This is a genomic window from Bacteroidota bacterium (assembly GCA_016722375.1).
Taxonomy (GTDB): Bacteria; Bacteroidota; Bacteroidia; order Chitinophagales; family LD1; genus Bog-950.
Genome location: JADKJG010000008.1, coordinates 119,021 through 133,190 on the forward strand (window position 1 = coordinate 119,021; position 14,170 = coordinate 133,190).

General features: G+C 38.8%; 11 protein-coding genes. 7 read left to right on the forward strand and 4 right to left on the reverse strand.

The genetic code is table 11. The features are described 5' to 3' along the window. The first annotated feature begins 232 nt into the window (after positions 1-232). The 6 genes from IPP77_12745 (at position 233) to IPP77_12770 (ending at position 7,849) form a co-directional block, all read left to right on the forward strand. On the forward strand, positions 233-919 hold the full coding sequence (locus IPP77_12745; protein MBL0310497.1) for a response regulator transcription factor: 687 nt from the start codon (positions 233-235) through the stop codon (positions 917-919). Next, positions 916-1,455 (forward strand): hypothetical protein, encoded by a 540-nt coding sequence (locus IPP77_12750; protein ID MBL0310498.1) that lies wholly within the window; start codon positions 916-918, stop codon positions 1,453-1,455. The genes IPP77_12745 and IPP77_12750 overlap by 4 nt, the downstream gene beginning before the upstream one ends. A 47-nt stretch (positions 1,456-1,502) precedes the next feature. Next, a complete protein-coding gene (locus tag IPP77_12755) occupies positions 1,503-2,282 on the forward strand; it encodes a HAMP domain-containing histidine kinase (GenBank protein ID MBL0310499.1) in 780 nt (259 codons plus the stop codon). Positions 2,283-2,357: 75 nt separating this feature from the next. Further along, positions 2,358-3,614 (forward strand): TolC family protein, encoded by a 1,257-nt coding sequence (locus tag IPP77_12760; GenBank protein ID MBL0310500.1) that lies wholly within the window; start codon positions 2,358-2,360, stop codon positions 3,612-3,614. A gap of 17 nt (positions 3,615-3,631) precedes the next feature. Continuing rightward, a complete protein-coding gene (locus IPP77_12765) occupies positions 3,632-4,729 on the forward strand; it encodes an efflux RND transporter periplasmic adaptor subunit (GenBank protein ID MBL0310501.1) in 1,098 nt (365 codons plus the stop codon). 6 nt (positions 4,730-4,735) lie between these two features. Further along, on the forward strand, positions 4,736-7,849 hold the full coding sequence (locus IPP77_12770; protein MBL0310502.1) for an efflux RND transporter permease subunit: 3,114 nt from the start codon (positions 4,736-4,738) through the stop codon (positions 7,847-7,849). Positions 7,850-8,007: 158 nt separating this feature from the next. On the opposite strand, the gene IPP77_12775 is transcribed toward IPP77_12770, so the two are convergent. Next, entirely contained in the window at positions 8,008-8,181 is a 174-nt protein-coding gene (locus IPP77_12775; GenBank protein MBL0310503.1) for a hypothetical protein, read from the reverse strand. 151 nt (positions 8,182-8,332) lie between these two features. On the opposite strand from IPP77_12775, the gene IPP77_12780 reads away from it, so the two are divergent. After that, on the forward strand, positions 8,333-9,568 hold the full coding sequence (locus tag IPP77_12780) for an MFS transporter (GenBank protein MBL0310504.1): 1,236 nt from the start codon (positions 8,333-8,335) through the stop codon (positions 9,566-9,568). 393 nt (positions 9,569-9,961) lie between these two features. Here the strand turns inward: IPP77_12780 and IPP77_12785 are convergent, their stop codons facing one another. The 3 genes from IPP77_12785 to IPP77_12795 form a co-directional block, all read right to left on the reverse strand. Then, positions 9,962-10,921 (reverse strand): rRNA pseudouridine synthase, encoded by a 960-nt coding sequence (locus tag IPP77_12785; protein ID MBL0310505.1) that lies wholly within the window; start codon positions 10,919-10,921, stop codon positions 9,962-9,964. Positions 10,922-11,056: 135 nt separating this feature from the next. Then, positions 11,057-13,039 (reverse strand): PD40 domain-containing protein, encoded by a 1,983-nt coding sequence (locus IPP77_12790; protein MBL0310506.1) that lies wholly within the window; start codon positions 13,037-13,039, stop codon positions 11,057-11,059. Further along, positions 13,036-14,094, reverse strand: coding sequence for a PorP/SprF family type IX secretion system membrane protein (locus tag IPP77_12795; protein ID MBL0310507.1), 1,059 nt, complete (start codon positions 14,092-14,094; stop codon positions 13,036-13,038). The genes IPP77_12790 and IPP77_12795 overlap by 4 nt, the downstream gene beginning before the upstream one ends. Positions 14,095-14,170: the final 76 nt, after the last annotated feature.

Below are 14,170 nucleotides of genomic sequence, written 5' to 3' on the forward strand. Positions count from 1 at the left end.
AAATCTTAAGAGATTCATGCGATAAAGTTGTGTTTATAAACAAGTTACAAGTAACCTTAAAAGACAGGTAGTGCTAAAAATGAACAGACGGGAAAACGACATAAAAACCGACGCGCATAGGGACATTCGGGATTTAATCAGGCAAATAAACCAAGCCATAACAATCTATAAAAAGAGCCAATTTCTCCTCCAGCAATAAACATTGGGTTGGTTGAAATCGTATCTTTAGGCTATGAACATTTTAGTAATAGAAGACGATACAACTTTGAACAAAAATATTAATGAGGCTTTGCGGGCGGAAAACCTAAATGCTGAAAGTGTTTTTGATGGTTTGTTGGCAGAAAGGATGCTGAAAAGAGGCCATTTCGATTGTGTCGTAATGGACGTTAACTTACCCGAAAAGACAGGTTTTGAGTTGTGCCGTGAATACAGAAAATTTAATGCCACGACACCAGTCCTGATGTTAACTGCATTTAGCGAATTGGACGATAAAGTGAAAGGGTTTGATTGCGGTGCAGATGATTATCTCACAAAACCCTTCTTTATGCGGGAGTTGATTTTAAGGATTAATGCACTCATTAAGCGAAACAAAAATCAAAATTCCAATCGTCAGGAAAGTACACAGATAATTGCAGGAGATATAATCATTAATCAAGCAACAAAAAAGGTTTTAAGACAGGGAAATGAGATTTTACTCACACCACGAGAATACCAGATTTTACTAAAACTTGCAGAAAACAAAGGGGAAATCGTCCCCAAAAGCGACCTGATAAAAGAAATCTGGGGCGGGGCAGTTGGTACCAACACAAACACGATTGAAGTGTATATAAATTTCTTAAGGAACAAATTAGATAAGCCCTTTGGTAAAAATACTATTAAAACAAAAGTTGGTTATGGTTATTATTTAGATATTGAATGAAGATTAGGAATAAAATACTTATCTATTTTTCTAGCACGGTAATCTCTCTTGTAGGTGTTACATTTTTTATCATTTACCTTTTCTTTTCAGCTAACAGGGAAGAACAATTTCAACAAAGACAGAAACAAAAAATTTCAACAACGCTATATTTTCTGTCTGAAATAAGAAAAACTGATGAAGAGTTGATCGAAGCCATAGACCACCTGACAATCAATGATTTATTTGATGAAAAATTATTGCTTTTTAATGACAAAAAAGAACTTATCTATTCAAGTGTTGATGACACTCCTGTTCCTGTTTCAAAAGAAATGCTTTCTAAATTAGATTCTAAGAACCGATGGGTTGAAACCAAAGATGGATTATATGATGTAATTGGAACTTATATTGAACAAAATGGGAAGACTTATTTCGGTATCAGTAAAGCGTATGATACATTTGGCTATGCGAAATTGTTTTTCTTCGCAACGTTCTTCTCGTTTCTGTTATCGCCATTACAGCTGCTGTATTGCTGGTTTCATTTTATCTTGCAAAAATAATTTCAAAACCACTAACCGGCCTCGCTGACCTACTAAGTTTATACAGATTGGGTGAAAATCGATTACCCGAAAATATTAAAACAACAACTTTTGAAATTTCATATCTTAATGAGAAATTTAATGAGCTGGTTCAAAGAACGCATGAAGCATTTGCTTTTCAAAAACATTCTATCCATCACATTTCTCATCAGTTAAAAACACCCATTACAGTTTTAATCTCTGAATTGGAGAGAATAAAAAGCTATAATGAAGCAGAAAAAATAAAATCAGAACTTGAAAATCAAATCATTAAAACCAAATCATTAGCCGATATTATCAATGTGCTTCTTGAAATTTCAAAAGTCGAAGCAGGGCAGACTATCAGCAGGGAGCAAATGCGAATTGATGAAATTATTTTTGACAGTATTGAAGAACTAAATACGCTTTATCCTAACTTTAACTTTGAAATAAATTACTTACCCCAAGAGCCAGATGCCAATAATCTAATTTTGAATATTAATGAAATGCTCATCAGGCAGGCAATTCAAAATTTATTAAGTAATTGTATTGCTTACAGCAATAATTCAAAAGCTGAAGTAAAAATTGATTGTAGGTTAAAGCAGGAGTTAAGAATATTCATTAGTAATACTGGCAAAGTTGTTTCAAAAGGAGAAGAAAAATATTTGTTCAATCATTTTTTTAGAGGAGAAAATAGTCGGGGTATAACAGGCTTTGGGTTAGGTTTGGTTCTTGCGAAACAGATAATCGTTCTCAATTCCGGCAGTATTGTTTACTCCAATCCTTCTGCAAACCTCAATGTATTTGAGCTCCGATTTCCATTAAGCTAAATTTTATTCGCTTTAAGGTTTCTTTAAGGTTGTTCTATTGACCTTCGCATCGCACTTTTAAGCAGCGAAGCAAAAATGAATATTAGCAAATTCGGAAAAATTATTTTTATTACTCTTATAGTCTCCACATCAATAAAGGCACAGGATACTTTAAAAATAAATATTTATCAAGCCGATAGTATTTTTCTAAAAAATAGTTTTTATCTGCTGGCTGCTTCTATGAATATAGAAGCGCAGAAAGCGCAAATGATACAAGCGAAACTCTATCCCAACCCCATTTTTACAGCCGACTTTAATACTTACGACACTGAAAACAACAGAGCATTTCATGTAGGCGAAACAGGGCAAAAAACATTTCAGTTTGAACAGCTTATTTTATTAGGGGGCAAACGGAAATCGGAAATAGAAATGGCGAAAACGAATGTCGCCATTGCCGAATTGGAATTTCAACAACTTACCCGTAATCTGAAGTATCAGTTGCATAGCAGTCTTTATTCTGTAGGGCAGCAGGAATTTTTATTGCACAAATACAATCAACAACTTACTTTATTGGACAGCTTGCTTTCCGCCTATCAAACACAAGTGGACAAAGGAAATATCCCACTGAAAGAATTAGTTCGACTGAAAGGAGCATACCTCAAATTGAATAACGACCGTGCTGAGCTTTTTAAAGAATATTTCGCTACTCAATCCACTTTACAAAAAGTACTGCAAGTATTTGCTGTCGTAAAATTTGAATTTTCCGAAGATGATATAGTACAATATGTAAAACTTATTTCATTGGATGAACTCAAAGTGATTGCATCTGCAAACCGACCTGATTTATTAATTGTACAACAGAACAGCCTTTTATCACAACAATATCTTCAGTATCAAAAAAGGGTAGCTGTGCCCGACATCAACCTGTTTACATCTTACGACCAAAGGGGAGGAGCTTTCCAAAATCAAGTCAATGCAGGCATTTCAATTCCGCTTCCATTATGGAACCGAAATCAGGGAAACATAAAAACAGCTCAATATAAATTACAGGAAAGTCAATATCAAACTCAGTCACTGCAAAATGGAATAAACACAGAGATACAAAACGCTTATGCGTATTACTCACAAACCATTTCGGAATATAAAAAGGCAACCAATTTATACAATCAGGATTTTGAAATTACCATTAATGGAATGACTGAAAATTTTCAAAAGCGAAATGTATCAATTATAGAATTCATTGACTTTTTTGAAGCATACAATGAAGTGTTGACCGAACTAACAAGAATTAAAACTCAATTGGTGTCTTCTGCCGAAGAATTGAACCTGCTAACTGGAAAAGACATTTACTAAAACAGCACATAGAAAATATGAATACTAACAAACAATACATTCAAGTATTAGCATTGCTAATTTTTAGTTTAATCCTTCTAAGTGGATGTAACGAAAATAAAACAGAAGAAAAACAAATTGCCTTCTCTATAAGCGACACCATGTTTGCCCGTCTTAGTTTTTCTGTCGCCCAAACACAAATTGCTAAAGACAAAATCCGCTTGTTTGGCAAAATAACAGCAGATAACAATAAAACCGCCCAAGTCTTTCCTGTAATGAGCGGAGTAGTAAAATCTATTGATGTTGAGTTAGGAGATTATGTAAAACAAAATCAGCTGCTGGCAAGCATTCAAAGCAGCGAGGTGGCAAATTTTCAAAAAGAAAAATTGGATGCTCTGAATGACGTTGCCATTGCCGAAAAAAACTTGCAAGTAGCAAGAGACTTGTATGTTGGAAAACTGAATTCAGAAAAAGATGTATTAGCTGCCGAAAGAGAGTTGGACAAAGCTAAAGCTGAATTATCCCGCATCAATGAAATATACAGCATTTATCAGTTAAAGACGGGCTCTGTTTACAACATTACTTCTCCTATCAGTGGATTTGTCGTAACAAAAAGAATCAATCAGAATGAACAGTTACGTTCTGATGGTAACGAACCAATATTTTCAGTAGCCGACATAAACGAAGTATGGGTATTAGCCAATGTAAATGAAAGTGACATCTCAAAAATACAGGTTGGCTATGATGTGGAAATCAAAACGCTTGCTTTTCCCGATGTGATTTATAAAGGGAAAATAGATAAAATATTTAATGCCATTGACCCTGCAACAAAATCTATGAAAGTGAGAATAAAAGTTCCTAATACCGATTTAAAACTTAAACCCGAAATGAATTGCACGGTAAGCGTAGAATTTTCCGAAAGCCAAAATATGGTTTCAGTTCCTTCATCTGCGCTCATTTTTGATAAAAGTAAATACTGGTTGATGGTATTTAAAGACAGGCATAATATTGAAACAAGAGAAATAGAAATATACAGGCAGTTAGGCGATACCACCTATATAAAAAGTGGAATACAACACGGAGAAACAGTTATATCCAAAAATGCGTTATTGATTTATGATGCCATTAACGACTAATCGCCCATGAATAATTTTATAAAAAACATAATCAGCTTTTCGCTAAAAAATAAATTCTTCACTTTCTTTTGGGTGGGTATTTTAGTCATTGCCGGAACGTTCAGTTTCATAAGGATTCCTATCGAAGCATTTCCCGATGTGACCAATACACAAATTATTATTGTAACGCAATGGAACGGCAGAAGTGCTGAAGAAGTAGAGCGATTTGTTACCACGCCCATTGAAATTGCGATGAACAGTGTGCAGCGGAAAACCAATGTTCGCAGCATTACCATGTTCGGCTTGTCGGTTATTAAAATCATTTTTAATGATGATGTAGAAGATTTTTTTGCACGGCAACAGGTCAATAATCTATTGACAAATGTGCAGTTGCCCGAAGGCGTTGATCCCGATGTGCAACCTCCTTACGGACCTACTGGTGAAATCTTCAGGTATGTTTTAAGAAGTAATGAACGAGACACAAGAGATTTACTCACCATTCAAAACTGGATAATTGACCGTGAACTTCGCAGAGTGCCGGGGGTAGCGGATATTGTTGCCTTTGGCGGACAAGATAAAATCTATGAAATATCTGTTGACCCTGTAAAATTGCAACAGTATGATTTAACTCCGTTGGAACTTTATGAAGCTGTAAGTAAATCCAACCTGAATGTAGGTGGTGATGTGATTGAAAAAAACGGGCAGGCGTTTGTTGTGAGGGGCATTGGTCTTTTGGATAGTAAGCAAGATATTGAAAACACCATTGTGGACATTTTCAATGGAAATCCGCTATTAGTCAAAAATGTTGCAACGGTGCAGGAAGCAAGCAAGCCCCGTGTAGGTCAGGTTGGATTAAATGAGAATGACGATGTGGTAGAAGGCATTATAGTAATGCGGAAAGGGGAAAATCCGAGTGAAGTTTTGACAAGAGTAAAAGAAAAAATAACTGAACTCAACACTTCCATTTTACCGTCCGATGTAAAAATGGAAACCTTTTACGACCGCGATAACCTAATGGCATACTGCACCAGAACTGTCATGCACAATTTATTGGAAGGCATCATACTTGTTACAGTAATTGTTTTTCTTTTTATGGCTGACTGGCGAACTACTGTAATTGTAGCTTTTGTTATTCCGCTTTCTCTGCTTTTCTCTTTTCTCATGCTTCACCTCAAAGGCATGAGTGCTAACCTACTTTCGTTGGGTGCGATTGATTTTGGAATTATCATAGATGGTGCAGTCGTCATGGTAGAAGGAATTTTTGTTGCCTTGGACCACAAAGCCCGTAAAACAGGCATGGAGAAATTCAACCGTTTGGCAAAAATGGGCTTGATAAAAACTACAGGAATACAAATGGGAAAAGCTGTTTTCTTTTCAAAACTCATTATCATTTCCGCCTTACTTCCCATTTTTTCATTCGAGAAAGTAGAAGGTAAGATGTTTGCTCCCTTAGCCTGGACACTCGGTTTTGCCTTGATTGGTGCACTGATTCTCACACTCACTTTAGTTCCTGTTTTAAGTTCTATGTTGCTTAAAAAGAATGTGAAAGAAAAGGATAATTTCTTTACAAAAAATGTAAATAAAATAGTAGCAAAAGGTTTTAACTGGACATTTGCTCATAAAAAAGTAACACTATTGATTGCCACAGGTTGTTTTGCACTCACTATATTTTCTACCCGATGGCTTGGAACAGAATTTTTACCGCAATTAAATGAAGGAGCATTATGGGTGGAGGCAAAAATGCCCATGAGTTATTCACTTCCGAAAACTGTCGAAATGGTCAGCGTGTTACGAAAGGAACTGATGAAATTCCCCGAAGTAAATGGCGTATTATCTCAAACAGGAAGAAGCAATGACGGAACCGATCCAAACGGGTTTTATTATGTGCAAATGCAAGTAAATCTAAAACCAAAAGAAGAATGGAACAGGAAAATTTCATTAGACGAACTGGTGGAGAAAATGGACAAGGATTTGAAAAAATATCAGGGAATAAACTATAATTATTCGCAGCCAATTATTGATAATGTTGCAGAAGCCGTTGCCGGAATGAATGCCTCTAATGCTGTAAAAATATACGGTGATGATTTGGATAAATTAGACGAGTATGCCAATCAGGTAATTGAACAAATACAAAATGTGCCCGGAATAAAAGATGTAGGCATATTGCGAAACATCGGTCAGCCCGAGATAAGTGTTTTATTGGATGAAGAAAAAATGGCGATTTACGGCATTACAAAAGCTGATGCTCAAGCCGTTATTGAAATGGCAATCGGAGGAAAAACAGCCACACAGAAATACGAAGGCGAAAAAAAATTTGACATCAGAATTCGTTACGATAAGGATTTTCGTAAAGATGAAAATGATATTTTAATGCTCATGGTTCCTACAATTACCGGAAACAAGATACCACTTAAAGAAATAGCTGTAACAAAACAAACAACAGGTCCTGCTTTTATTTATCGTGATAATACAAAACGATTTATCGGTGTAAAATTTTCCGTTCGTGAACGAGATTTGGGAAGCACCATTGCCGAAGCACAGAAGAATGTAAATGCCAATATTAAATTACCCGAAGGTTATAAAATTGGATGGACTGGAGAATTTGAAAATCAGGTGAGGGCGAGCAACCGATTATCGCAGGTTGTTCCCATAAGCCTGATACTCATTTTTGTTTTACTCTTCATTATGTTCAACAATGCGAAAGATGCAGGTTATGTGTTAATCAATGTTCCTTTCGCACTCATTGGCGGCATCCTTGCTCTGCATATAACAGGGATAAATTTTGGAATTTCAGCGGGAGTTGGCTTCATTGCCTTGTTTGGTATCTGCGTTCAGAACGGAGTAATTCTCATTTCGGAATTTCACAAGCAAGCCGAAACCTTAGACGACCTCAATCAGGCAATTGTGAATGCTGTAAAAGTAAGAACACGCCCTGTTGTAATGACAGCGTTAATGGCAGCTATTGGGTTATTTCCGGCAGCTATCAGCACAGGCATTGGTTCTGAAAGTCAAAAGCCACTGGCGATCGTAATTATTGGTGGCTTAGTTACAGCAACTGTTTTTACACTATTGGTTTTCCCAATTGTATATCACAAAGCCCTGCATTTAAGAGAGAAAAAGAGAAATATTAGGATGATATAATCGTTTTTCTTCCGGACGGTACAGCGGCAGATCCCCAACCACGACTGAAAGATGGGGTGAACTAATCAAGTTGCCTGCCCCACTAGACGTCTCTGACGACGAGAGGCTCTCACACCACTTTGTTCCGATATGTATGTATCCGCGGCAGGCTATACCGGTCACGCATACACCGGATGGAGAAACGGCGTAGCTACTTTGAAGTAGTAACCAAGCAAGCATAGGATTAAATCTGTGACCAGTTTTACATCTAGCACTCCACCAATGAATGGCGGTTTATTACACCACGCTCCGGCGTTGTGCAAATCTGCTTTGTGTTTTTTGGCTTTAGCCATGAAGAGGCACTATCTTGCAAAACAGGTTTCTGCCTCCTTATGGCTGTACCTCTGCCTAGAGAAGTTGACCTCGATTAATGATGATATCCCCGTATTCGGTTACATCATTCTGTAAATCCTTAAATATGCGCTTCAAATTATCTGTCTTCTTTTGAAGCGCATCGTCGCCCGCTATCTTTCTATCCCTCCAGTGATTATCCATCTGATGATGGCGGATTTCTTTATCCAAATTATCAATGCGGCTTTTACGCTTTTGCTGAACTATGAAATGCTTGATCATGGTTTTAAGGACTACGAAATCACCTCTATGGTCAGCAACCGATATCTGACGGTGCTGCTTTGCTCACTGCCCCTAGCCATATTGGCAAAGGGGAAAAGGCTAAAACCTTTTATGCTGGCGGGGGCTATCTCATCGCCCATCGTTGCTCTTCTTTTGATTTGGGGAATTCATTATCACAATACGGAACTCATCCGTATGTTGATGTCTCTTTGGGGTATCACGTTTTCCCTCTTGCAGATTCTGGTCTTACCCTATGTGTTGCTAAACGGAAGCAAGGAGCACCAAACAGAATCCTTTGCGCTGTTTTTTTCAGCCGGTAACATCACTACTATTTTGGTAGGGATACTGAGTTTTCTTCTTCCACAAATCAATCTCATGTTCAATACCGAACTGCTACTCATTATCTACTCAGCACTTGGTTTTTTGGGTATCATCTTCATTCTCCGTTTGCCGGATAAGGAGAACCTTGGTGTGCGGGTTCCGGTGGCTAACCTTCATACGAATCATGACTGGGGACTGATTTTTAAAGCTGTTGTTCCCACTTTTATTATTGCTCTTGGTGCCGGTTTCACTATTCCCTTCATCAATTTATTTTTTGAAAATGTTCATGGAATGAAGTCTGCTTCCTTTTCTCTGATGAATTCTGCGGCCTTTACCTTAGTGGCTCTTGGAGGTTTTATCGTGCCTGAAATCAAAAAGAGATTTGGATACAGGGTGGCTATCACCTTGGTTCAGGCATTTGCGATCATAGCACTTTTCATCATGGGTACGACGGAATGGTACAACCATACTCCCTATGGTATCATGATTGCTGTCGGCACGTTTATCATCCGCCAACCACTGATGAATATGGCCGGACCGATGACCTCAGAATTAACGCTTAGCTATGTAGGAGAGCGTAACCGGGAGATGATTTCGGCTCTCAATGCCGCCATTTGGAGTGGTTGTTGGTTTGCTAGTGCTAAAATCTTCTCCATCCTTCGAGAAGCTAATATTGCCTACTCGAATATCATTTTCATTACCGTGGTTTTATACATTATTGGGGTGGCATGGTATCATGGTTTGATAAAAGCCCATGAAAGAAATAGTGTTGGTGTGAAAGCCTAAGTAATTATACGTAGGGTCATAACTGGGTGTGAGTTGTGCCTATAAGTCTTCGAAACCTAATTGCCGAATATTAATTATTAGGGCTAAAGCCATTTAGTAAGAGCCTGATTCTCACCACGCTAAAGTGTACTGTTATAAACCGCCATTCATGGCGGAGCAGTGGTGGAAAGGGTGCATGGCTTTAGCAGTACGTTATGGTGTTTAGAACGGCCTATATCTGAATGAGAAATCAAGCTCAGCCAACGCTATACTACGAGCATTAATTTAAGTTTTCTACCGAATGAGGTTGGTTTTATTATGGTAATAACCTTCGAAAGAGGAGAGTTGTTCAGAGTGATGAGGCAGGTGGTCAAAGAATGAGGTGGGTGAAAGTCAATCTATCATTTGGAAGCCCTATATAAAATGGCGAAGCATCCGAACTTCTTCTTCGTTTAGAAACCTCCAGCGCCCGCGAGGCAGGTCTTTTTTGGTGAGGCCGGAAAAATAAACTCGGTCTAGCTTAACGACTTCATATCCCAGTGTTTCAAACAGGCGGCGAATAAATCGGTTCTTGCCGGTGTGAATCTCTACACCTACTTCCGCTCTGTTCTTAGGGTTTGGGTATGCAATTTCATCCACCTCGGCAATGCCATCTTCGAGCACCACGCCTCCTTCTGCTATTTTATTAAAATCTTCTTTCAGCAGTTTTTTATCCAACACTACATGATAGACTTTTTTCACTCCACCACTTGGATGGGTGAGCTTCTGAGCCAGTGCGCCGTCATTGGTAATCAATAATACACCGGTGGTATTACGGTCTAATCTCCCTACCGGATAAAGGCGAGGCTTCTTGATAGATTTGATCTGTGTATAGACACCTCGCAACAGTTGCATGACTGTTCTGCGATCTTTTTCATCGCTTACAGTCGTGATGAAATCCTTGGGTTTGTTGAGGAGAACGTAATAATTTTTATCCGGTGAAAGGACTTTGCCATCAAACTCCACTTTGTCGTCTGGCTTAACTTTATGACCCATCTCGGTCACTACAAGCCCGTTCACTTTCACCCGGCCATTTCTTATCAGCTCATCTGCCGCGCGACGAGAAGCTACCCCGGCATGAGCTATATATTTATTCAGACGACTTTCCTCTTCAATTTTTTGATCCTCAGAATAAATTTCTTTCTCATCAGAACTCAAATCCTTTTCTGAGCGATATCTTTTTTTGGGGAAATCCTTAGAGATATTTTGTACGTCAGCCGCTTCCACTGGTTTCTTTTTTCTCTGACTATAAGCAGGCTTGTCAGCAATCAATCTTTTTGCGGCAGCTACCAGCACAGGGTTTTTCTTTTTCTTATCCCATTTCTTATAAGGGATAGAAGATGTTTTGGTTTCACGTTTCGGTGATGAGTCTAATGGTTTCTTCGGCACGATTCAAATATAAGAACTGTTGTGACAGTTGATGAGTTGGTAATGCTAAACGAAAAATATTTAGTGAATAGGTATCAGTAATTATTTCAGCTCTACCGAAATAATTTCGACTTTTCTTTCCAAAGCTGCTGCCGGATTATAGACGGAGTTTCGGGTATCTGTTCTGCTGTCGCTGATCCCCTTTGCTGCGGTTTCTTCTCCGAAAGACTCATTCTTCAAAGTCAAAGAACCATTTTTTAGGAATGGGATCAACATCGCTTCGCGATAATGGAAGAAATAATTTTTCAAAGAGGCGATACGTCTGTAACCTAAATGGATATTATAGGCATTGTCATTTAGTGGCGAGCAATATCCCTTGATCGTAACTTCAATTTTATTCCCCGCTTGTAAGAGTTCTAAAAGTCGAGCACTGAACGACACCAAATCGTAATAACCCTTATCCACTTTCTTCATAAAGAGATTTAGAATCTCTTCTCCTGCCTTTTCCTTTTCATCTTTTTTCAGATTCCCGGCAAACTCTTTTTTGTATTCATTCAGCAATGCTGTGTAGGCCTCATAGGTTTGCTTATAATCAAGAGAAGTGGTATCTCGAAGATTGCAGCAATCCGGTTCGTCATTATGAAAATAAAGTGTGACCGGAAGCTGCTGTTGAATATTTTTCACTTTATCATCTATACGAAAGCTTGGCAGGATAGTTATAGGTATGGTTGGTGAATCCACCTGATGCAGCACGATATCCTTTTTGATTTCCCCCACCGGAATGTCCACAACTCTTTTTATTTTTTTGTCGGTTGCAAAAGCATAGATATCGTTGCAACAAGTTTCTGCTTCAATAAAATAGGAGCCTACGCGGTTGGAGGTGATGTATGATTTTGAAAGATCACTAGCTACGGAATAGTACAAATCATTTTGAGGAGTATTAATGGGAGTAAGTAGGTTTTTGGGCTCCGTCCAATTGACCGATTCACCAGTGCTTTCGAAAATGTCGAAGCCTCCGAAACCGTAATGCCAATCGGAGGAGAAGTAAAGTCTCTTTTCGTTCAATTCATAAAACGGAGTGACCTCATTTCCAGGGGTATTTATTTTATTGCCGACGTTGACAGCCGTTTGATAGGTTCCGTCTGCATTCAACTTACTCGTCCATATATCCATATTTCCCTGCCCACCCTCTCGGTCAGAAGCAAAAAACAAGATTTCATTGCCCGATAAATCATATCCCGGAGCGGGGTGGGTATTGGTGAATTTGGGATCGTTTACATGGTCGCTCAGTTTCTCGGCTGCGCTCCATTTATAATTTTCATATCGCGATACGTAAATATCACAACGGGTAGTGGTCTTGTCTTTTTGCTCGCACTGAGTAAAGTAGAACCTCTTGGTATCTGAAGAATAATTGCCATTACCAATATTTTGCTCTTCGTTTGCCCCGGCAGGGAGAAATATACTTTCAGGTGAAGGCGGTTGGTTATATATTCTCGCCAAATACTTTTCATGCTTCTTGTCCGTCGAAATATTTCTGATCGCTGAAAACTGAAGCTTATCTGGGAATACATGGATTGCATTAAATTCAGAGGCACCGGTATTTACCTCCTTGCCCAGATGCTCTATATTGATTTGCTCGTTGGGTTTTAGATGATCCTTTGCCCATAAGCAAGATTCGATTTCCTGTTGTGCTTTAAGAATGTAATAATCCTTCTTGCGATACTTACCTCTGAACAATTTGAATTGTTTGATTGCCTCGTCATACTTACCTGAACTCTTTAACATGACACCTTGCCAAAAACTAGCCAGCGGGAAAGCGCTTTCCTGATCGCTTGCAGCCACCTCAGCGTAAGCCTCCGCAGCTACTTTATAATCATTAAACATTCGGGCTGATTCCGCGAATTTATATTGTAACGCTGCGCTCTCCTTGTCTTTTTTCAAAGCGCTTGTGTAATAGAGCGATGCAGCATAGTAATCACCCTCTCCGAACTTCTTATCTCCGGCTTTAACGAATTGTGCAGCACTCTGTGAGAACAGGAAGTGAGGCATAGTAAGCACAATAACAATCAGCAGTTTTATCTTCATAGAAAGGCAGGACAAATAGCCCCCGGCTTATTGATTTTTTTAACTCTTGCCAAAATATAAATCACAGAGGCTTCGAAACCGCCATTATAGCGACTGGCAGAGGTGAGCCGACTAAAATTCACATCATAGCTAAGATTGACTTGTAATTGATCATAATCAAAACCCGCCAAGAGCCAGCCTGCATCAGCCATACGGCTGTATGCACCTAGGTTCAGCGCCAACCGGTGAGCTTTCTTTAAGGGAATGTAATACTTGAGATGTGCCCCCAAATCAACCTCATATTTTACACTTTGAATTTGAAACATAAATTCGGGAACAATATCTATTTTGTCCGAAACCTGTACCTGTCCGCGGCTATGAACCGTGAAGCGAGGATTCAACTTAATGCTGTTGTCATTATACAGGCTTTGTTTTGGTTGATTTAAGTGCGCGGCACCAAAGCCCACTACCACATTCGTCCGGTCAGTTTTCTTCCAACGATAGGCTAGACCGGCTCCCAAATCGAAAAAATTAAAGCGGGTTCGCGTAAATTGCTCATCTACAGGAAGGTTTGGGTTAAAAAAATCTCCTGTCCATTGATTATCAAAAGTGAGCTTAGAATAATCAAAGCTGCGATTGACCAAACCAAATTGCATTCCTCCGGTTAAACTGTGATTTCCATTTTTATCCAGCGCTTTGGTATAAGAGGCCGATAGTGCAGCATGAAAGGAAGTAAAACGCGAATCACCTGCACGATCAAAATAAAACAGAAATCCTCCACCTATGCGGTCATTGTTTTTCAACGTAACGAAATTCATATCTACCGAAGCTGAAAAGGTATTGTATTGAACCGGAACCGTAGGCCACTGATTTTTATAATTTCCCACGAAGCGATAATCACCATCAAACAAATTGGTGTTAGCGGGATTTTGGTTGAGCGGAGAGAAGTTAAATTGAGAAAAGTGAATGTCCTGTGCGCTGACAGTTAATAGTTGGCCGCTGACCACGATGCAAATACAAAGTAAGATCTTTCTTATCTGCAAACCGTGAGCCGTGAACTGTAAACTCTTTATCATCTCAACAGGGTTACATTTCCTTTAAAAGAAAAAATGTTCTCCACCTTCACAATCAGCTTCTACATAATAACCAAAC

What these genes read in the sequence shown, in the direction of transcription:
- IPP77_12745 (MBL0310497.1), top strand. Translation starts at nt 233, where the DNA reads ATGAACATTTTAGTAATAGAAGACGATACAACTTTGAACAAAAATATT.
- IPP77_12750 (MBL0310498.1), top strand. Translation starts at nt 916, where the DNA reads ATGAAGATTAGGAATAAAATACTTATCTATTTTTCTAGCACGGTAATC.
- IPP77_12760 (MBL0310500.1), top strand. Translation starts at nt 2,358, where the DNA reads ATGAATATTAGCAAATTCGGAAAAATTATTTTTATTACTCTTATAGTC.
- IPP77_12765 (MBL0310501.1), top strand. Translation starts at nt 3,632, where the DNA reads ATGAATACTAACAAACAATACATTCAAGTATTAGCATTGCTAATTTTT.
- IPP77_12770 (MBL0310502.1), top strand. Translation starts at nt 4,736, where the DNA reads ATGAATAATTTTATAAAAAACATAATCAGCTTTTCGCTAAAAAATAAA.
- IPP77_12775 (MBL0310503.1), bottom strand. Translation starts at nt 8,181, where the DNA reads ATGGCTAAAGCCAAAAAACACAAAGCAGATTTGCACAACGCCGGAGCG.
- IPP77_12790 (MBL0310506.1), bottom strand. Translation starts at nt 13,039, where the DNA reads ATGAAGATAAAACTGCTGATTGTTATTGTGCTTACTATGCCTCACTTC.
- IPP77_12795 (MBL0310507.1), bottom strand. Translation starts at nt 14,094, where the DNA reads ATGATAAAGAGTTTACAGTTCACGGCTCACGGTTTGCAGATAAGAAAG.